13 protein-coding genes and 3 tRNA genes are annotated in these 20,824 nt (G+C 44.5%); 4 read left to right on the plus strand and 12 right to left on the minus strand.

All coding sequences use genetic code 11. The features are described 5' to 3' along the window. Positions 1 to 23: 23 nt before the first annotated feature. The 5 genes from ACYTPF_RS01650 to dnaQ form a co-directional block, all read right to left on the minus strand. A tRNA-Asp gene (locus ACYTPF_RS01650) sits at positions 24 to 100 on the minus strand. Positions 101 to 130: 30 nt separating this feature from the next. Next, positions 131 to 207, minus strand: a tRNA-Asp gene (locus ACYTPF_RS01655). Positions 208 to 237: 30 nt separating this feature from the next. Then, positions 238 to 314 (minus strand) — tRNA-Asp (locus tag ACYTPF_RS01660). Positions 315 to 530: 216 nt separating this feature from the next. After that, a complete protein-coding gene (locus ACYTPF_RS01665; RefSeq protein WP_461850968.1) occupies positions 531 to 2,036 on the minus strand; it encodes a TIGR03503 family protein in 1,506 nt (501 codons plus the stop codon). 54 nt (positions 2,037 to 2,090) lie between these two features. Next, on the minus strand, positions 2,091 to 2,810 hold the full coding sequence (gene dnaQ / locus ACYTPF_RS01670; RefSeq protein WP_179983121.1) for a DNA polymerase III subunit epsilon: 720 nt from the start codon (positions 2,808 to 2,810) through the stop codon (positions 2,091 to 2,093). A gap of 111 nt (positions 2,811 to 2,921) precedes the next feature. Here dnaQ and rnhA point away from each other — a divergent pair, with 111 nt between their 5' ends. After that, positions 2,922 to 3,392, plus strand: a complete 471-nt coding sequence (gene rnhA, locus ACYTPF_RS01675) for a ribonuclease HI (RefSeq protein WP_461850969.1) — start codon at positions 2,922 to 2,924, stop codon at positions 3,390 to 3,392. A gap of 124 nt (positions 3,393 to 3,516) precedes the next feature. Here the strand turns inward: rnhA and ACYTPF_RS01680 are convergent, their stop codons facing one another. Continuing rightward, positions 3,517 to 4,494, minus strand: a complete 978-nt coding sequence (locus ACYTPF_RS01680) for an NAD(P)H-quinone oxidoreductase (RefSeq protein WP_461851525.1) — start codon at positions 4,492 to 4,494, stop codon at positions 3,517 to 3,519. 214 nt (positions 4,495 to 4,708) lie between these two features. On the opposite strand from ACYTPF_RS01680, the gene ACYTPF_RS01685 reads away from it, so the two are divergent. Beyond that, the gene (locus ACYTPF_RS01685; RefSeq protein ID WP_461850970.1) at positions 4,709 to 5,902 is read left to right on the plus strand and encodes a class I SAM-dependent rRNA methyltransferase; all 1,194 of its coding nucleotides are present in this window, start codon (positions 4,709 to 4,711) and stop codon (positions 5,900 to 5,902) included. Between the two features lie 108 nt (positions 5,903 to 6,010). On the opposite strand, the gene ACYTPF_RS01690 is transcribed toward ACYTPF_RS01685, so the two are convergent. From ACYTPF_RS01690 to ACYTPF_RS01715, 6 genes are all read right to left on the minus strand, one after another. After that, positions 6,011 to 6,286 (minus strand): DUF2061 domain-containing protein, encoded by a 276-nt coding sequence (locus ACYTPF_RS01690; protein ID WP_461850971.1) that lies wholly within the window; start codon positions 6,284 to 6,286, stop codon positions 6,011 to 6,013. Positions 6,287 to 6,581: 295 nt separating this feature from the next. Beyond that, the gene (locus ACYTPF_RS01695; RefSeq protein WP_118495239.1) at positions 6,582 to 6,884 is read right to left on the minus strand and encodes a PilZ domain-containing protein; all 303 of its coding nucleotides are present in this window, start codon (positions 6,882 to 6,884) and stop codon (positions 6,582 to 6,584) included. Positions 6,885 to 7,197: 313 nt separating this feature from the next. Continuing rightward, a complete protein-coding gene (hrpA, locus tag ACYTPF_RS01700) occupies positions 7,198 to 11,169 on the minus strand; it encodes an ATP-dependent RNA helicase HrpA (RefSeq protein WP_461850972.1) in 3,972 nt (1,323 codons plus the stop codon). A gap of 100 nt (positions 11,170 to 11,269) precedes the next feature. After that, positions 11,270 to 12,616 carry a Na+/H+ antiporter NhaC family protein gene (locus tag ACYTPF_RS01705; RefSeq protein ID WP_461850973.1) on the minus strand — a complete coding sequence of 449 codons (1,347 nt, stop codon included), beginning with the start codon at positions 12,614 to 12,616 and terminating at the stop codon, positions 11,270 to 11,272. Positions 12,617 to 12,873: 257 nt separating this feature from the next. Beyond that, positions 12,874 to 14,160 (minus strand): AraC family transcriptional regulator ligand-binding domain-containing protein, encoded by a 1,287-nt coding sequence (locus ACYTPF_RS01710; RefSeq protein WP_461850974.1) that lies wholly within the window; start codon positions 14,158 to 14,160, stop codon positions 12,874 to 12,876. A 48-nt stretch (positions 14,161 to 14,208) separates the two neighbouring features. Next, positions 14,209 to 15,120 (minus strand): diguanylate cyclase domain-containing protein, encoded by a 912-nt coding sequence (locus tag ACYTPF_RS01715; protein WP_461850975.1) that lies wholly within the window; start codon positions 15,118 to 15,120, stop codon positions 14,209 to 14,211. A 364-nt stretch (positions 15,121 to 15,484) separates the two neighbouring features. On the opposite strand from ACYTPF_RS01715, the gene ACYTPF_RS01720 reads away from it, so the two are divergent. Continuing rightward, the gene (locus ACYTPF_RS01720) at positions 15,485 to 18,190 is read left to right on the plus strand and encodes a TonB-dependent receptor (protein WP_461850976.1); all 2,706 of its coding nucleotides are present in this window, start codon (positions 15,485 to 15,487) and stop codon (positions 18,188 to 18,190) included. Positions 18,191 to 18,331: 141 nt separating this feature from the next. Beyond that, on the plus strand, positions 18,332 to 20,731 hold the full coding sequence (locus ACYTPF_RS01725; RefSeq protein WP_461850977.1) for a phytase: 2,400 nt from the start codon (positions 18,332 to 18,334) through the stop codon (positions 20,729 to 20,731). Positions 20,732 to 20,824 lie beyond the last annotated feature (93 nt).

Here is a 20,824-nt window from a genome sequence, read left to right on the forward strand (position 1 = left end):
AAAAGCGTGCATTATTCGATTAATGGCGGAGCGGACGGGACTCGAACCCGCGACCCCCGGCGTGACAGGCCGGTATTCTAACCAACTGAACTACCGCTCCACATAATCGAGATTGCACTGTATAACTAAATGGCGGAGCGGACGGGACTCGAACCCGCGACCCCCGGCGTGACAGGCCGGTATTCTAACCAACTGAACTACCGCTCCGAAAACCTTTTAGTTATACCATTGAAAGAGTGGCGGAGCGGACGGGACTCGAACCCGCGACCCCCGGCGTGACAGGCCGGTATTCTAACCAACTGAACTACCGCTCCACATCTTCAATGTTATCAGTGAGTTGACTTGGCTGTTGTTGCCCTGTCCCCTGACTGCGGCGCAGATAATACGTATTCCCCCATGTGGAGTCAACGCTTTTTATTAATAAAATTGTCATCTGCGGTTTGTTTGCCTGTTAAATAGACATTATGTCGAAATAAAATTCAAAGTGAACAATTTAACATCGCATAATCACAACTGTGATAAAACAAACATTAGGATTTTTCCGGTTTGCTTCCTTTTTTAAACATCCCGAATAACTTTTTCAAACCTTTCGGCTTTTCTTCCATAGAAAGTTCGGCATCAGTCGTAGCTGTAGGTTGCTTTGCCGGTGAAGACGACGGTTTGGGAGACGTACGCTTTTTACGCATAAAAATGATAACCGCCGCAGCAATAACTCCGATAAGTACAATTGACCCATTAACTGCTATCAAGATAATGGTCAAAGTTCCATTATCCATTTCTTCTTGCCCATCTAGCGAAAATTCTTCATTTTGCGTCATAGCGGCAGGATTTAGCTCAGGTGTCGCAACTAATGGTGCACTTCCATCGACAATCGGGTCTTTTCCATCTATTAATGGGTCTTCAACTTCAGGCTCTTGCGGCCCCTCAGCAACAAAACTAAATTCAGGCACATCTAAAATAAAATCCCTGCCATTCATTGTTGTTCCATATGCCGTAATCTTTACTCTAAAGATGCCTTCTTCATAGGCTACAATTAAATGCTCGCGAGGCTCACTGCCCCCTTCGGTCAAAGAAAAGTTCTGCATGTCTGCATTAGGGAACTTTACCTTTCCGTCCACAAGCAAGGATTCGATATCCACTAGATCCCTATCAACATCAATTATGATCTTATGGTAGCCGTCACCGCCGCCATTCATTTCTACGTCAATAGAAACGGGGTTGTTATGTAAGACAATAGGTTGGCTTTCTTGCTCACGGGTATACATAGGGGTGATAACGCGAAAAACCGGCTTCCACTCCCCCGCCGCTATTTTTAAATTAAATTGACCAGTAAAGACACCATCACCAGGGCGCTCGTCCATTCCCCGGCCATCGTCTTGAAACGTAGCAACGTCCTGATCGCCTGTACCAAAGTTTCCGAAGTTAGGGTTGTTTGTGCTCTTAAATTCAATATCAAGCTCGACTACATCCCTGAACTGCTTGTTGTCAATTGGCTTGCCATTATTCGTAAGGTAGGCCGTAGATTTTAGAATTTCACCGGCAAATAAGACATCAGGTAAAGGGTCGGCGTGTAACTCTATATTTGATATAACCATCACGCGGCTTTCTGGCAGTACTTGGCCCACAGCTTGCCAAGGCCCTGGGACAGGATTTTTAATGGTTATCATGTCGAAGGTGTCGGCATCGAACCACTCTACTTTGTCTTCGTCCACTCGCCCCTGAAACAGTTTAGAGCCATCAGGTCTCACAAGTACAACCGGTGCAGAGCCATACTCTCTGAAAAAGACCATAGTGATTTCTTCGACGTTGTAATCTACTCGAAATCGGTTTTGTAGAAGCTTTATTGAGTTTGTATAGCTGTCGCCTAACTTAGTAAGCGGCGAGGTATCAACATCTTGATTATTTGACTGAGGGCTTTGAATTGCACTATCTGCGAGCTGCCTAGCGGCATCGCGCTCGTCTTCTTGCGACTGAGCGCCAGCGCTTAAGTGTATAAAAAGCGATAAAATAATTACCCAATAAAACCACACTCTCACGCTACGCTGCTCCTGCACTGTTTGGTTGTTTTACTTCTATTTACATATTTTTGGCTAAGACACCTCTTCAGGCTGAGGACGCCACAAGCATTTTCCACCCGCTTTTTCTACAATGTCTAAGCGAGCCTCGTGCTGTGTTACTTCATCGGCGGTAGCTTTAATAACCTTTAATTTATTTGCGCCACGCTTAACCCTGCGAATAGCGGTTGAGTCTGTGTCATTGCCCGAGCTCGATGCCAACTTAAGCTTGGTCTGCCCACCGGTCATTAATAAATAGACATCGGCAAGAATTTCAGCATCCAGCAAAGCTCCGTGAAGCGTACGGTGGCTGTTGTCTATACCGTAGCGTTTACACAATGCATCGAGGTTGTTTTTCTGCCCCGGGTGCATTTGGCGAGCAAGGGTCAGCGTATCAAGTACATCACATATCTGGCTGGTGATAACGCCTTTTGTTGAGGCTTCCATTCCAAACTCGTGATCCATGAAGCCCACGTCGAAGGGAGCGTTGTGAATAACAAGTTGCGCCCCTTTGATAAAGCTCACAAACTCTTGGGCAACTTGAGAAAACGTAGGCTTGTCGGCAAGAAATTCATTGGTTATGCCGTGAACTTCAATTGCTTCTTGTTCAATATGGCGGCCCGGGTTGATGTAAACGTGAAAGTGATTCCCCGTCAAACGGCGGTTAACAACTTCAACACACCCTATTTCGATAATGCGGTGGCCTTCTTTGGGGTCAATACCTGTGGTTTCAGTATCGAGAACAATTTGGCGCATGGAACCTCTACTATAATTACACTTTCATTTTTTGATAGTATATCAACCCCTTTGCAATCCGCTAAGGGAAAACACAAGATAAATTAAGCGAGTTAAACTAAAGGAAACGCTGTGGCTCAAAAGACCATTCACATTTATACCGACGGCTCGTGTCTAGGTAACCCTGGCCCGGGCGGGTACGGTGCTGTACTAATTTATAAACAGCATAGAAAAGAGTTGAGCGATGGCTTTGCCCACACCACGAATAATCGTATGGAACTGCTTGCCCCGATTGAAGCGCTCAATAGCTTAAACGAGCCGTGCAATGTTGAGTTAACTACCGACAGTCAGTATGTAAAAAATGGTATTAATCAGTGGATCCATAATTGGCGTAAAAACGGTTGGCGCACTACTGATAAAAAGCCGGTTAAAAACGCAGATTTGTGGCAACGGCTAGATGAAGCGGTGAAAAAGCACAAAATAAACTGGCATTGGGTGAAAGGCCATTCAGGGCACCCAGAAAACGAGCGTTGTGATGACCTTGCACGCGGTGCTGCAGAAGCAAACCCAACAAAGCCAGATGAAGGCTTTGTTGGAAAGTAAAATACCCTAGCAAAGCCTCTTTAGTGAGAGCCATTATTACAAGCTCTCACCCATAGCTTTTACTAAGGACGTTTACCACTAGCTTTAAACATAAGCTTTACCCTGAGCTTTTTACCACGCGCTTTTACCATGAAATGACCAACTTGCCCTGCGTGTCGTTGTTTTCCAATCGCGCATGAGGCTTATCGATATCATCAATACTATAGTGAGTATCGATATTTACATTTAGCTCTTTATTTTCAAAAGCGGGCAAACATACGTGAGAGAAATCACGTATCAAGTCTGCTTTATAGTCGTCGCTTCGATTTCTCAGTGTTGTCCCAATAATCGAGGCTCTCTTTCCTAAAAGCAAAGCCATATCAAGGTTATCAGCATACCGCCCTGCTAGCATGGCCAGGTAAACCACTTTGCCGTCTTGCTTCAGCACTTTAAGATTTCGGTTAAGGTAATCGCCACCGACCATATCAAGTACCATATCAACGCCTTCAGGCCATACTTTTTTTAAAACGTCATCAAACTGCTGCCGTTTGTAGTTAATTAGATGCTCGGCGCCATTGTTCTCACAAAGGTTCAGCTTGTCTTGGCTTGACGCTGTTACTGCACTATGAACACCCCAATATCGACATAGCTGAGTGGCGGCCATCCCCACACCACTTGCGCCCCCATGTATTAAGGCTCTTTCAGCGGGTTTAATGTGAGCTATGGTGCGTAAACACTGAAATGCGGTAAGAAAAACTTCGGCAAGACCTGCCGCTTCAAAAAATGGCATGCCCTTAGGGATAATCATTAAGTGAGCAGGATTAACAATGACTTCTGTGGCATAGCCACCACCTGCGACCAAACCAAATACTTCGTCACCTTCTTTAAAGGTACTAACATCACTGGCAACTTCTGTTACAACGCCTGCTACCTCTAACCCGAGGATTTCACTTTCCCCTGGCGGAGGTGGATAGTTACCTTGACGCTGCAAGGTATCTGCTCGATTTACACCGAATGCTTTTACCTCTACTTTTACTTTTCCCGATGTTAGCGATATTCCGACACATTCCTTAACAGTCAGTTCGCTTGGGCCGCATCCCTTTTCAAAATCCACATAGCGCATACTTTGCATCCAATCCTAGTCTTAAAATTTTAATCGTAATTTGTCTACGTACTTCAGCATCAATCAGTTTGGGTTTCTTCTAAGTTTATACCAGTCGGCATAGATAATATTCAACACAGAACCTCTGAAAATGCGTATAATCGCGGCCATTACCGTAAGCATCTAATATGGCTTACATCAAATATATATTGTTTAAATTACCACGAGAGCCTACATGTCAGCACAGGTCATATTACAACCGTCCAGAGATAAATCACTTCGCCGTAAACACCCTTGGGTTTTCGAGAGCGCCGTGGCTGAGTTAAAAGGCCGTGCACGGGTTGGCGATACGGTAGATGTTTTCGATTCTGAAGGCGATTGGTTAGGGCGAGGCGCTTATTCTCCAAATTCTAAAATTCGCGTTCGCATGTGGACGTTTAAAAAAGATGAAAGCATTGATAACGGCTTTTTCTTGCGCCGTTTAGAAACTGCGCTAACACTGCGTAAGCGCTTGTTCGACCCAACCAAAACAAATGCGTTTCGTTGGATAGCGTCTGAAAGCGATGGTCTTCCCGGTATTACGATTGATCTCTACGACAACGTTGCTGTGGTGCAGCTTCTTAGCGCTGGCGGTGAAAAGCACCGAGATAAGATAGTATGGGCAATCACCAAGCTAATGCCTGATGTTCACGTCTATGAGCGCAGTGACGTTGATGTACGCAAAAAAGAGGGGCTAGAGCCTGTAACAGGCGTGCTTCACGGCGAGCCACCCATGCAGGTTACAGTAAAAGAAAACGGCATTAGTATCGTTGTTGATATAGAACATGGTCATAAAACCGGTTTTTATCTCGACCAGCGCGATAGCCGTGCCGCCGCTGCACACTACGCGAAAGATGCTGACGTACTAAACTGTTTCAGCTACACAGGCACATTCTCTTGCTATGCCCTTTCAGGCGGCGCTAAGTCAGTGACTAACGTAGATGTATCTCAACCAGCGTTAGATTTGGCTAAACATCATGTGGCCATTAATGGATTAGGTGAGGACAAAGCGCATTTCGTCAACAAAGATGTATTCAAAGCGCTTAGGGAGTATCACGAGCAGGGCAAACAGTTCGATATGGTTATACTCGACCCACCAAAATTTGTTGACAGCAAAGCTACACTAAACCGCGCTGCTCGTGGCTATAAAGACATTAATATGTACGGCATTCATACAGTTAAATCTGGCGGATTACTGCTGACTTTCAGCTGTTCAGGTCTTATGCCTGCCGATTTATTTCAAAAAGTCGTTGCCGACGCTGCCCTTGATGCGGGCCGCACTATAAAAATCATTGCAAGGCTAAATCAAGCGTCTGACCACCCTATCATTGGTAGCTACCCCGAAGGCTATTACCTGAAAGGTTTAGTCTGCGAAGTCACCGACGATTAGAAATAAAAAAGCGCCCTCGTTCTTATAAAGACTGGGGCGCTGATTTCACTTATTGAATTAACGATAGGTTATGCAAATCGCCTTAAAGCAAGCAATAAACCTTATATCTTAAGAAGCGAAGGTTGCAGCATTATTTGAAAAGCCACCACTATCTGAAAAGCTATTCGATAGTTGCTGTGAAGACTCACTTGTTTGCCCTTCAGTAACCGCCTCTTTGTCCTCTAACTTTTTCCACACCATTTCGTGGAAATAGAAGGCCACAGTATTAATTGCTGGCTCAACTAATGCTACCGCACCGCCTACTACCAAGCTACCCGTAAGTAGGTAGGCTACAGTAAAGGCTACTGAAAAGTGCATAACGGCAAAGGTAATTGTCTTTTTCATAATAATCGCTCTCTCAAAAGTTAAATCTGTTTGCTTTCGCATTAATGAGAATTATTATCAATTAAGAGAAAAGATTAAAATCGAAAAAACTGAACCGCTTATTCGGTTTAATAAATGATAAGAGACAGACTAGAACGAATAATCCAAGCTTGAAGTAAATAAATTAGGCGAGCAACTATTAAAACGTGGGAAAAAAGCCGTTTTTAAGGTAATACGACCCATACAACGACGTTGTATGACGCTTGTATGCTTAAGAAAAGGCGAAGTTAATTTCGCCTTTTTATCTGAGATAAATCTATTTCATTTGAGAAATTTCAACGCCTATAATACAGCTTGAATCAGATTCTGGTTCACAGCGTACGACCGTAGCTAACGCTGCCAAAGAAGGGATTTGCGAGCTAGACGATTCTATAGCAACACTCACCTGTGTTCCCACTTCAATTGAGGGCTCGTCAACTTCTAACGACATTCCTGTGGCGCTTATATCTTTGCACATTGCCTGCATGGTGCGGCTCGACTCATCGTCAGTAATTTGCAACTGACACGGCGAATTTACCATCATCCTGAAAAAATTTCGCTTATCGTCGTATCCCAACATGTCTACTTCTCCTGATTTTTAGCATTACGCTGACGACTACAAATGTTGTTATAGGTTGATGGCGATAACTTGTCAATCGAACTGTCTATTTTTTATTCAACAATATTGCAAATGTCGTATTGGTCTTACCTCATTGAGTCAACGCTTATCTTTTACTATCGATAAAACAGCATATATGTATGCTTATTAGATACAAATAATTAAGCCCCACAATACGCTGTACTGTGGGGCTTTAATATAATTAACCAGCCTATGTAGAAGCGCTTAGCGCTTAGTAAGCTAGGCGTTACACATTATCATATCGATAACTTCATTAGAAGTCTGCTAAATAGAGGGTTATACGCTTGGCTGATATGGGGTATGCCGTACCAAGCTGCTGTGCAAACAGAGAAACACGCAACTCTTCTATCATCCAGCGCACATCATCAAGAGCTTGAGGCACTTTACCTTTGGGGTATTTACTGCACGCTTTTTCCCATTCTTTAATCGACTTTTCTACCGTTACCTGATGCATTCTGTCTTTGTTGGGGTCAATGGGTAGTTTCTCAAGACGACGGGCCAAGCCTTTAATATACCGGTTCCAATCGTCCAGCCTACTTTCGCCAATTTGAGAGACAAAGCCAGGGAACACCAATGACGCAAGATGTGCTTTACAGTCACCTAACGCGTTAATCATAGTTAGCGGTACGTTGCCTTTCATCTGCTTTTGGCATTGATGAGCAAGGGTAAGCCCCTGCTCTACCTGCTTGGCGATTTCTAACACTCTGTCATTGATATTGGCTCGAGCAATCTCTAAACAGGCCACAAAATCAGCTTTATTTCGAATGTCAGTGTCGTTCGATTTACTGTAATCACTGACGATGGCGTCGATACCGGCAAAAATGCAATCATCTATCAGCGCTTTAACTTGCCCGAATGGATTGAAATACAGGCCCAGTTTAGCTTTATTGGGTAGTTTACTTTGCAAATAGTTAAGCGGCGACGGCATGGCGTTTTTAATCAATACATTAACACCCTGCTTATGTAACGCCTGCGCTTTATCGGCCTCTTCTATTAACGCGATATCCACCTTATCGCCTTTTTGCACTAAAGCTGGGAACGCCTGTACTTCAAAACCGCCTACCTTTTGCACGAAGGTTTCCGGTAGGCTTTCAAAATCCCACTGTTCAATATTGTTGCGCTCTAATTCTGGTGTCACGGCTTTTTCAAAGGTTTGCTTAACCTGTCCTGAGCACTGTTGCTTAAGCGCATGTAGGTCATCACCTTTGGCAATATCATCACCGTTGTCCTTCACTACCGCAAAGTGCATTTTTAAATGCTTATCAAGCTGAGCTAGATTCCATTCTTCGCTTTCAATAACAACGCCAGTCATTTTACGAAGCTTATCACTAACCGCTTCCAGCAAAGGCACAGGGCGATTGTTTTTGTCTGTTTCACTGATATCAGCAAGGCAGGCATCGGCAAAGTTAGGCGCAGGCACAAAATTGCGTCGCAAACGTTTAGGTAAGGTTTTAATTAAGCCGACAATGAGGTCGTGCCTTAGCCCAGGTACTAACCAATCAAAACCTACATCGTCCACTTGGTTAAGCACTGGTAGGGGGATCACTACCGTTACACCGTCATCTTCAGCGTTGGGCTCGAAGTTATAGCGTAGCGGCAGCGTAATATTGCCCTGGCGCCATACATCAGGGAACACGTTCGCTACCGACTGCCCAGGCTGCTGACGATATACGTCTTCTTCTTTAAACGTTAAACTGTCGTTGCTTCCGTGCTGTCTAAACCACTTTTTAAACGCTGCATCATTATTTGCTTCAACCGGAATACGTTTAGCGTAAAAGCTTACCAGTTCTTCATCATCGACTATCAAATCGCGACGTCGAGTCTTTTGCTCAAATTCATCCGCTTGTTCAAGCAGTGCCTGATTTTCCTGTAAAAAGCTGTAGTTGAGCTTGGTGTTACCTTCTACTAACGCTTCGCGAATAAACAATTCATGGCAAATTGGCGGGTCGATTAGGCTATAAACCTTTGCGCGCTTCATCACAATAGGCAGCCCGAACAGAGTAACCTTTTCAAACGCAATAACCGCGCCGCGCTTTTTAGACCAATGGGGCTCTGAATAGCTTCTTTGCACAACGTGTTCAGCTAAAGGCTCTACCCACGCGGGGTCTATTTTTGCCACCATACGGGCAAAAAGTTTAGACGTTTCTACCAGCTCGGCTGCCATTACCCATTTTGGCTGAGACTTTGATAACCCTGAGCCTGGGAAAATTAAAAAGCGTGAATTGCGTGACCCCATATACTCACGGTCTTTATCTTTAAAGCCCATGTGTGATAACAAACCGCTGGCGATAGCTTGGTGAATGGCCTGATAGTCGGCTTCTTGATTTGAAATACCGAAGCCCAGTTCAGCAATAGACTTTTTGAGCTGGCTTACAATGTCTTGCCACTCGCGCATACGCAAATAGTTGATGAAATTCTGCTTACACCATTTGCGTAGCTGGTTTTGGCTTAATGCGTTTTGCTGCTCTCTAAACGCCACCCACAAGTTGTAAAGGCTTATGAAATCTGAATCTTTGTCGTGATATTCACTGTGCTTCTCGTCTGCTTGCTGGCGTTTTTCCTGAGGTCGCTCTCGTGGGTCCTGAATAGAAAGTCCTGCCGCAATCACCATGACTTCGCTTAGCGCATTAGTGCGCTCGGCTTCAATCACCATACGAGCATAGCGAGGGTCGATAGGCAAACGTGCTACTTGACGACCTAACGGAGTAAGCTGCATCTTGCCGCTTTGCTTGGTTTTCCGGTTATCTTTGCCTTTCGCGATAGCTTGGATTTCTTCAAGTAAGCGAAAACCGTCGTTGATGTTGCGGTTATCCGGTGGCTGAACAAACGGAAAAGCAGCGATGTCGCCTAACCCTAACGCAAGCATTTGTAAAATAACCGACGCTAAGTTAGTGCGAAGTATCTCTGGGTCAGTAAATTCTGGGCGCCCTAAATAGTCGTCTTCGCTGTATAGGCGAATACAAATACCATCAGACACACGGCCGCATCGCCCTGCCCGCTGATTCGCTGAGGCTTGTGATATTGGTTCAATAGGCAGTCGCTGCACTTTACTTCTAGCGCTATAGCGTGAAATACGGGCAAACCCCGGGTCTATTACGTATTTGATACCGGGTACGGTTAACGAGGTCTCGGCAACGTTTGTGGCTAGCACAATGCGTCTACCGCTGTGAGACTGAAAAATGCGGTTTTGCTCTGCCGCCGATAGCCTAGCATAAAGCGGTACAATTTCAGTATTGCGATAATGCTGTTTGCTTAGGGCATCTTGGGTGTCGCGTATCTCGCGTTCACCACTTAGAAAAACCAGAATATCGCCCGGTGCTTCACGCATTAGCTCGTCGACAGCATTTACGATGGCATCGCTTTGATCAATATCGTCATCATTGTCTTCTGGCGCGTGGTAACGGATTTCTACCGGATAAGTACGTCCGCTCACTTCGATAATAGGCGCATTATCAAAATGCTTTGAGAATCGCTCTGGGTCGATTGTGGCAGAGGTAATGATGAGTTTTAAATCAGGGCGCTTGTCTAAAAGCTGACGCAAATAGCCCAACAAGAAATCAATATTAAGGCTTCGTTCGTGAGCTTCATCGATGATGATAGTATCGTACTGATTTAAGAAACGGTCTTGCTGCATTTCAGCAAGCAGCATACCGTCGGTCATAAGTTTAACGTAGCTTCGCTCGCTCACCTGATCGCTAAAGCGAATCTTAAAACCTACCTTTTCGCCAAGTGGCGTGTTTAGCTCTTCAGCGATACGCGTGGCCACGCTTCTTGCTGCTAATCGTCTTGGCTGGGTATGAGCAATCATGCCATTCACACCCCGACCTAGTTCTAAACATATTTTAGGTAGCTGTGTGGTTTTACCCGAGCCGGTTTCACCCGCAACGATAACCACTTGGTTATTCGCAATCGCTTCTTTGATGTCTTCTTTTTTATCGCTAACCGGCAGCGGTGGGTATTCAACTTTGGGTAGGTTGTCTTTACGCCAATTACGCTTTTCTATTGATGTATTGATGTCGCTTTCTAGTTTTTCAAACTGCTTTTTTAGATTTTCTTCGCTTACTGAATTATTTGTCTCTTCTTTTTTTCCATTTTCTTTACCGCCAGATGCGTCATTAGCTTTTTGCGCAAGCTGCGTGATCCTGCGCTTCAAACGAAATTTATCTGCGCTTAAACAATCATCAAGTTTGTTGTAAAGAGGTTTTATTGCAAGTGGTGAAGACAAAGTGACATCCTAAAGCGAGTTTCTAATCATCAATAAAATTCGGGCGGTGATCCTAGAAGATACCGCCCTAAAAAGCCAGTGTGTTTAGCGTTACGAGAATTTAAGTGCTTTGGGTTAATTCATCGTCCTGCGGGGTTGTAAAACGAGGAAAACCAAACCAAATGGCCGCTACTCCAAATACGAATATAAGCATGGGGTACCAGCAATAAGGTGTAATAGCCAATGGCGAAATGCCCACTACGGCTGCTGCGCTTAAAAGCTGTGCTCCATAGGGGACCAAGCCCTGGAAGCTACACGAAAAGATATCTAGTAATGACGCAGTACGGCGTGGGTCTACGCCATATTTTTCGTTTAAATCTTTCGCAATAGGGCCTGCGGTAACAATGGCAATAGTATTGTTGGCCGTTGTAATATCTAAAAAGCTGACTAAACCAGCAATACTAAACTCCGCGCCTTTTTTAGACGTAACTTTGCGAGTTAAACGCTCAATCAACCATGTTATACCGCCATTTGCGTGCATAAGCGCCACAATGCCGCCTATGGTTATGGCAATCATGGCTAAATCCTGCATCCAGCCCATCCCTTTTTGAATGCTCTGCATCATCGAAAGTGGCGTAAAGCTACCTTGAACCAAACCCACCACGCAGGCGCTGGCTATACCCACTGCAAGTACGCTGATAACGTTAAACCCAGTTAGCGCAAATGCAATAATGCATAAGTAAGGCACTATGCGCCAAAAATCATAGCTGCCGCCTTCTACAATTCCTGAAGTATCAACATCAACCATAAGCAGTAACGCCATAGTGACGATGCATGCTGGCACAGCAACCATTAAGTTTGCTTTGAATTTGTCCTTTAGCTGTACGCCCTGCGTTCGTGTTGCGGCAATGGTGGTATCTGAAACAAACGAAAGGTTGTCACCAAACATAGCGCCCCCCACGACAATACCCAGCGCCATTTCCACCGGCAGCCCTAAGCTTGTGGCAAGACCGGCTCCGATTGGCGAAAGTGCGGTAATAGTGCCCATTGACGTGCCCATGGAAAATGATATGAAGCAGCAAATTAAAAACAGGCCCGGCAATATCAGTGCAGAAGGCACAAATTGCAGCGCCATGTTGACCGTGGCGTCTCGTGCACCAATATCGATGGTCACCGCGTAAAACGCACCTGCCAGCAGGAATATCAGCACTAAGAGAATAATGTTCTTGTCGCCACCGCCTTTACAAAAAGTTTGCACCTTTTCGGAAAAGCTAACTTTCCTGCCTTTGGGGTTCAAACATAAGCCATACCCGGCACTAATGAAAAACGCCACCAGAATAGGCATTGCGGTAATGTCATTTGTGGTGATGCCTGTTACCACAACAAGGATCACAAAAAGCAAAATAGGCGTTAAACCTAGTGGGTTTGGAATAATAGAATTTGGTGCAATGTCGTTATTTTCGTGCACAGAAAACTCTCTTTTGGGTTTTATTGCGTAACAGCAACAGTTTAAAGGCTACGCTGAACAGCCACCTTAAGGGTGCGAATGCGTAAAACAAGCTTCAACAAGACCATATCTTCATGGTCTTTGGCGGTGCGAAGCTAAAGCAGCAAAGGATAAAAGGTTTTAAGTGCGTTGAAAAGAAGTTTACCTCTCAACAGCTAACCCTTCTGAATGGTTACAGCTACTATTTTAGTTTTTAAGCTTTGGGCTAGTCTTGCAGTTCACTGGGAGTCACGCAGTTCGCTGGGAGTTTTGCCGGTAAGCCGTTTTACGGTACGGCGAAAATTAGTTAGGTCGTTAATGCCCATTGCATTTGCAGCAACTTCGTTGCTAACTTTATTTACTGACAAAAGCATTACCGCATGATTACGCTGGACTTCTTCAGACAACGTGCGAAAGCTAACGCCAAACTCCTTCAATTTTCGCTTCAAGGTAGCCACGCTAACGTCCAACTTTTGTGATAATTCGGGTAACCCAGTATTTGCACTTTCTGCGCTAAATGCGAAGATGTAATGTCTGACAAAATCTGGCAAAGACAGACATGGTTGCAGCGTAGTCAGAGACGCTGCTTTTGATGAAGTGCCACTGCTTCGTAATAAACTGTTATCTACTAAATAGCTTGATGGGACCCGTGGTTCACAAACATCTGCCGCTTTACTTATCAGGTTTAGGGGCTGAAGCAATGCGTCTTTTTCAATACAAATACTATTAAAGGGACTGTTAAACGATAACTTAAGACCAAGGTGGGTTTCATAATCAGCGATGTTTTTCGGCCGACTACCCGTAAAAGTAAAAGACAGACGTATTCGCTTATTAGTAACATTTCTTAACAGTGAAACGATACTTGCGAATGCCATTTCAATAGTGAATAAAGATAGCTTGCTGCTACCTCCAGTTAACTGCGGTACCAATACTATGTTATTTGCGTTTTCAAAACGCTGAAATTGACATAGCGGTAAGCTACACCACCTGAATATATGATGGTGAGTGAGGTGAAAAAGTAGTGCTTCGACATTTTCGCATGCTGCTAACACATGCAAAGGACTGTGCTGCCACTGTGAAGCTAAAGCACCACCGAGCATAAAGCTAACATCGCTACCTTTTGTTTGAGCATGCACATTCCCTAACAGCAATGAATACTGTTTTATGCTTAGTAGCGAATCACTTTGTAAGGCATCATCAAAAATACCGGTGCCTCGCAGCACCTTATTTTTATTGGCCCCTCTAGATAGCGCCACATTTAATGCAGCCCGCACCAACCAATACCCACGAATCGCTTTGTCTTGAACAGACATCACCACACTAGCACTAGCACTAGCAAAGACACCCATGCTAATCTCATCGACACCTCCTTTTACAGAGACACCCATACCAAGGTCATCAGCATTTCCTGTTGCAAAGACACCCATAGCACATGAGTTTTGGGGGTGGTTATGCTCAGCCTCTGCAATGTGAGCATCTCTGCCCTCAGCTGCACGCAGTGCTTCTAATGGTAGTGTTAAATCCATAAATTACTTACCGTAGGCGTCTTTTTTACTTTGCACAAAACGCCTTTATTAGGCTGCGCTATCATGTGGCCGTTCAAGTTCCAAGAGCATGTTATTAATCACCGTTGCTAGTCGCTGGTTGGGCAGCAAAGTTACTTGAGTGCTACGTGCAGTGGTGTAAATCGCATTCGCATTTTGGCTGTGCCTAAAAGCAAGGTGTTGGATACTAGCTTTAATATCATTGAGAATAATATCAGCCTGCATGGGCGAAATATCCGGCATTAGAATGGCAAAACGATCACCAGCATAACGACAAGCTAAATCTTGTTGCCGTAAATTCATAATTATTAATTGCGCAATGTCATGCAGATATCTATCGCCTTCCGTGTACCCATGCTTCTGGTTAAACAAAGAGAAATTATTAATATCAATGATGGCTAGAACGGCTGATTTACCTGAGCGCTGTTGCTTGTGAATCTGTTCTTTCCAATACTCTGCTCTGTAAAGTTGTGTTATAGGGTCGATGGCGTCGTGATCGCGAAAATCCCACTCCCTACGCCGCAATTGCAAATTTAAGGCGCGCTGCTCTAAGTGCCATTGATAAAGCGCCGCAGTCATCACCACCATCCCCACGGCTGCTGGATAAGACTCAATCATACTTATCCAGTAAGCCTCTTCGGGGTAGTGAAAAAACTCATCTAAAAAGTCCAAGCTGACGGAAAACAAAAATAAACCTAGCCCTATCGTCAAAAGGCTAGTTACTGTTCCAGGAGGACGACTGGCAAGGGCAGCAAGCATCCATGCCAAGGTTAAAAAAGCGATACTGCCCTCCCCCAAAATATCTAGGTTTGATATTACAGCGCTTTCTTTGACATCACCGAACATAGAAGCCAAGCAAACCGCCAGCGTCACTATGCCCGCAGTAAATACCAGCCAAAGCTTGTGGTGTCTAAATTGTGTTGCGTTTGAAAAGGTAAACATAATGCTCTCTTTGAGAATATCTCGTGGTGAATTACCTCACGCACCATGTCTATGTGCGAAAGCGTTAAAAATAAAACGAGAGTCTTGCCCAATTCTGCTGAAACTGTCGAGGGTCAGTTTGGCTCATCAATGTGACACCTTGATGGCAAAGTGCGCAGATAACGATAAACAGCGAAAATAAAACAAGTTAATTCAGAAGGTTAATTCAGGGTCATTTTAGCTCAACAAACTAAAATTTTGTCTCGATTTCGTTTATCGAGACTCCCCTTCCATCACATCGTCATATAACTGTCACGCAGACTTTTTAGTGTACTTACCCACTTGCTTATCACATCTTTTGACTGCTTAATTGTTTGGAAAATAAATGAAAATTAAAACCGCGTACTCATCTCTTACCCTTGCTTGTATAACAGCATTGGGTCTCACCATTGCTTCTCCTGTTTCAGCTGCTGATGGCGTAATAATCGGTTCTGTAAAAGACGCCGCAAAGGCACGCAGCTATGCCGGCGCACAAATAAAGATTGTCGAATTAGGGCTTAGCACCGAAGCAGGCAGAGACGGTACGTTTCGCTTTCCATCTATTCCCGAGGGTACTTACACACTAGAGGTTTCTTACCTAGGTGAACAAACCGTCACACAAGATATCCAGGTGACTGATAACGGCATTGCCCGCGCGGCCGTTGAGCTTGGAAACGGCGATACAATTGACGAAATACTGGTACGCGGACAACGAAGCGGACAAGCTAGTGCAATTAATCAGCAAAGAGCATCAGACCGCATTTCTTCCATTGTTTCAGCTGATGCCATTGGTCAGTTTCCAGATCAGAATGCTGCAGAGTCTTTGCAACGCTTACCCGGTTTATCTATCGAGCGAGATCAAGGTGAAGGCCGTTTCGTTGGAATACGAGGTATCGACCCTAACCTGAATAACGTGACTATCAACGGTTTAAATATCCCTTCACCGGAGTCAGGCGTACGTTCAGTAGCACTAGACGTAATTCCATCTGAGCTTATTCAAACCTTGGAAGTTTCTAAATCTGTAACCCCGGATATGGATGGCGACGCTATTGGTGGCTCGGTAGCCGTTAAAAGCGTGAGCGCCTTTGATAAAGCGCGTGATACCGCAAGCGTGACGGTACAGGCAAGTCAAAACGATTTGCGTGATGAAACCAGCCCTAAGCTTTCTGGCACTTTCACTAAAAAACTGTCACCAGAATGGGGAGTGGCTGGCGCTATCTCGTATTTTGACAGAGACTTTGGTTCAGACAACGTGGAAAGTAACGGTGAAGATGAACTTGAGCAGCGTCATTACACCATCACCCGCGAACGTTTAGGTAGTGCATTAAATATTGATTTTCGCCCAGACTTTAACAACCAGTATTTTCTTCGCACACTCTACAGCGAGTTTTCTGACGATGAATTTCGCCAGGGCAACATATTTACGTTCGACGGCGAAGATTCGGAAATAGAAAGAGAAAGTAAAGACCGTTTTGAGAGCCAAAGTATATTCACCGTGGCCTTAGGTGGTGAACATCAATTAAAAACCTGGACAGCTAACTGGCAACTTGGCTATGCGAAATCTGATGAAGATGAACCTGATGCCCTGTATTACGTTTTTAAAACTGAAAATGACAGTATTGACGCCGACCTAAATACAATGCGCCCTACTGTTTCACAGAACGCTGATGCCATGGACTTATCAACCTACGAGGTAGATGAGATAAGCTTTGAAGACAACTATACCAAAGACACTGAAACCAGTATTAAATTTGATGTAGCACGCCCTCTTAATCTTGGTGGTTATATTGGCGAATTAAAAATGGGCTCTAAATATCGTAGCCGAGAAAAAGACCGAGACAGCAGCATAGCGATTTTCGACGGTGATTTTGACGAGTTAGATGCTTCTCAGTTTGGCGCTGTAAGTCCAGATTATTCACTCGATGACTTTGGGCCAGGGCTTAATCGCAGTGAAATGCGCAGTTACTTTAACGACAACCGCAGTAGCCTAGAATTAGACAGTCTAAATTCTGAAGTGGAGTCTCGCGGCGCCACTTATATTAATGAAGAGGATATTTTTGCCGCCTATGTCATGGGTAGCGTAGACATTGATAAACTCCACCTAGTTGCGGGTGTTCGCTATGAGCGCACTGACTTTTCTACATCAGGTATGCGAGTAGAGCTAGTAGAAAACGAAGAAACCGACGTTGAAGAAGTGGTTAATACACCATGGAATGCGGAGCGCGACTATGACCATTGGTTACCCAGCGTGAACGCTAGGTATACATTTTCAGAAAAACTCCAGCTTCGCGCCGCTTACACGCAAACTATTTCAAGACCTAAGTTTGAAGACGTAGCGGCATTCCAAATCATTGAGAGCAAAACAGAAGAAGACGATGGCGTATTTGTCACTGAACGCGCAGCCGAAGTTGGCAACCCTAAGCTTCAGCCGTATGAAGCACAAAACCTCGACTTATCGATTGAATACTATCCAGGCGATATTGGTGTAATGTCAGCTGGGCTGTTCTACAAGAATATCGACAACTTTGTTGTGTACGCTGACGTAGCTGGCACCACCGGCTGGGAAGGTTTTGAAGAGGTCATACAGCCAATAAATGGTGATTCTGCTGATTTGACCGGCTTAGAACTTTCTTGGGTAAAAGCTTTCAATAACGGCTTTATTGTTTCTGCCAACGCTACCTTTACCAACTCAGAAGCGACAACTTTCTTAGACGGCGAGAAATTTGAAACTCAATTACCGAACCAGTCAGACCGCATTGGCAACTTAACCATTGGATACGAAGCCAATGACTTCAGCGTGCGTTTAGCTACCACCTATAAGAGTGACAATTTCGAAGAAATTGATGGCGACATGTTGAGATTCGAAGACGACCACATTCAGGTTGATTTCATGGCACGCTACTACATTAACAATAGCATGCAGGTCTATTTCAATGGCATCAACTTGGGTGACGAACCCTTCTACAACTATTTTGATACGCGCAGCCAAAATGCACAGTATGAAGAGTACGGGCGCACCTTTGAGCTTGGCTTTACTTGGCAGCTTAACTAAGTACGTTTATCGATAGCCAGTCTAATAGTAAGGGGAAGGTCCATTTGTTTGTGACCTCCCCATTTAGTTCTTCCAGGCCATGCTTTACTCCTTCGGCTAAGCATGTGCTTACACTCAGAAAGTTTCAGGACAATAACAACAATGACCCAAAAGCGTCACACTCAACACTCTTTTATGGCTTTAGGTAGAGCAGCGGCGATTTCAAGCGCATGTTTAGCGTTATTTAGTTGCGCAGCCGCTAACACTGCAACTAGCACCACAGCGAATAAATCTACGGATGATAACCAACAGTCAAAAAAAACCGATGCCCAAGAAATAGTATTACCGCTTACAAAACTCGAAAGCGGTTTTAGTGTCACACTTCCCTACAAAAGCAACATTAGTAAAGACACCCATGCTAATACCCAGCAGTTTGCTTACGCAGACACCCATGCAAACAAGAGCAAGGATGCTTACGATGACACCCATGTAAACAACAGCAAAGACACCCAACCTAAAAACACTAACGAAGACACCCACGTTATCTATATCAACGTGAATGAATACAAGGGTGTCTCGTTAAGCAATTCGGCGGGAAAGGAAAAATTCATTGCGGGAAATTACAGCCTAGTAAATGCTGAAGTTGTATTGCATAAAACGAAGCAATGGGTGTCTTTGGTAATGTTTAACAACGACACTCAACACATTGAAGTGTATCGCATCGCTCCAGAGGCCCTTGAAATTCGTCAACAAATAAGCCAACCAACCAAGGGCTCTGAAGCTATTTGCGCTGCAACATCGGCTAATGGTGAACTACAAGTCATCAACATTGATGCTACTGGCACACTAAATCAGTATGAAGTTCATAACGGAAGTTTTTTGTCGCTTCGTGACTTTGCGATAGGGCCGGGCATTAAAAGCTGCGCCCTGAATACCCATACTGAAACCTTATATCTAGCCGACGAATATGCCGGCGTATGGCAGCTAGATACCAATATTGAAAGTGGGCTAGCGAAAGATCTAATCTTCCATGAGCGAGATGTTGCTGTTGAAGGTGTAGCCACCCTCCCCCCAATGCCCCCAATCTCAATACAAGATAACGTGGGTGTCTCTGTAAGGGCTCTACCCTCAATATCGACGCGAGATAGCGTGGGTGTCTCTGCTTGGGTTAGCCCAGATGCTAGTGGTGTATGGTTACAAACCCCTTGCCTGACGCAGTTTGTCTCGCTTGTTTATGATGCAGGAGATGGCAACCCAGCATTTGAAGTAGATAATGCAGACGGTAAAGCTACCTTTATTCAGCCCGAATACGTTCATTTATCGCTAGATAGCAGTGCAAGAAGCATTTCTCTTATTGTTGATGATGACCAATCAGGGGACTTTTTTCACACGGAACTATCACCAGCATTAAGCCACGCATTACTGAATAGTCAGTGCGATTCTGGCCAGGCAGAAGCTAGTACCGGAGACACTACCAAAGACACCCACACCAAAAGCACCATTACAAAAGGTAGCAGCACAGCAGCGGTAACGTCGAAAAGTAAATACGGGACAGTCAGTGTTAAGCCTGAAATAGAAACTGACTCGGTAGAAAATTATGGTGATGCCGCTGACGACCCTGCCATTTGGGTTAATTCACTCGCACCGCAACAAAGTCGCGTTCTCGGTACCGACAAAAAAGGGGCACTCAATAGCTACGACCTATCAGGTAAGCTTTTGCAAAGCTTACCTGTTGGCAGAGTGAATAACGTTGACGTGGGGTACAATGTATTTGTCGAACAAAGCCAAGCTCGCAAAAGCGATGCGCCGACGATTGACATAGCAGTAGCATCAAACCGTTCAAACAACAGTTTGTCAGTATTTGAGATTGATAAACTTGGAGACATGGCTCACCTTGGTGATATTAGCACTACGCTTGGTGATATCTATGGCCTGTGTATGTTTGTTTCAGATGGCAAAGCTCAAGTATTTGCAAACGATACCAGCGGACGCTTTGAACGATATCACCTATCTTTTGATACAGCCAAAACCATCAATGGGCGCTTAACACAGTCTTTTTCGCTACCTTCTCAACCTGAAGGGTGTGTGGTAAATACCAAGACAAACACTGCCTACCTGGGGGAAGAAGGTGCTGGGATCTGGGCCTTGAATGTAAGCAAAAACAATGAAGAGCCTCGCTTTATAGTTGAAATAGCCGCGCCTGTAGAAGCAGATGTTGAAGGGCTGGCACTTTTCGAAATGGACAGCCAAACCTATCTTATTGCCTCAAGTCAAGGCAATGACAGTTACGCTATCTATCAAATTCACAACAACAAACCTAGCGCACTTAAACTTATTGGTCTCATTCAGATCGTTGCAAACAAGATGAAAAGAATAGACGGCGCATCGGAAACAGACGGGCTTGATGTAACCAATGCTAATCTTGGAGGAACGTTCTCTGAGGGACTTTGGGTAGTACAAGATGGCCGAAACGTTATGCCAAGCCAAACACAAAACTTCAAGTTAGTGACTGGCACATCGCTAAAATATTCAATAAGAAAACTGGTTAAAAGAAACCATTAGATTTGCGTAGTTATATAACAAATAAGATTCGTAAATACAGAAATCAAAAAAAGGCGTTAAGCACGTTAACGCCTCTTTTTACAATACACTGCT

Source organism: Alteromonas sp. HB246098 (assembly GCF_054890645.1).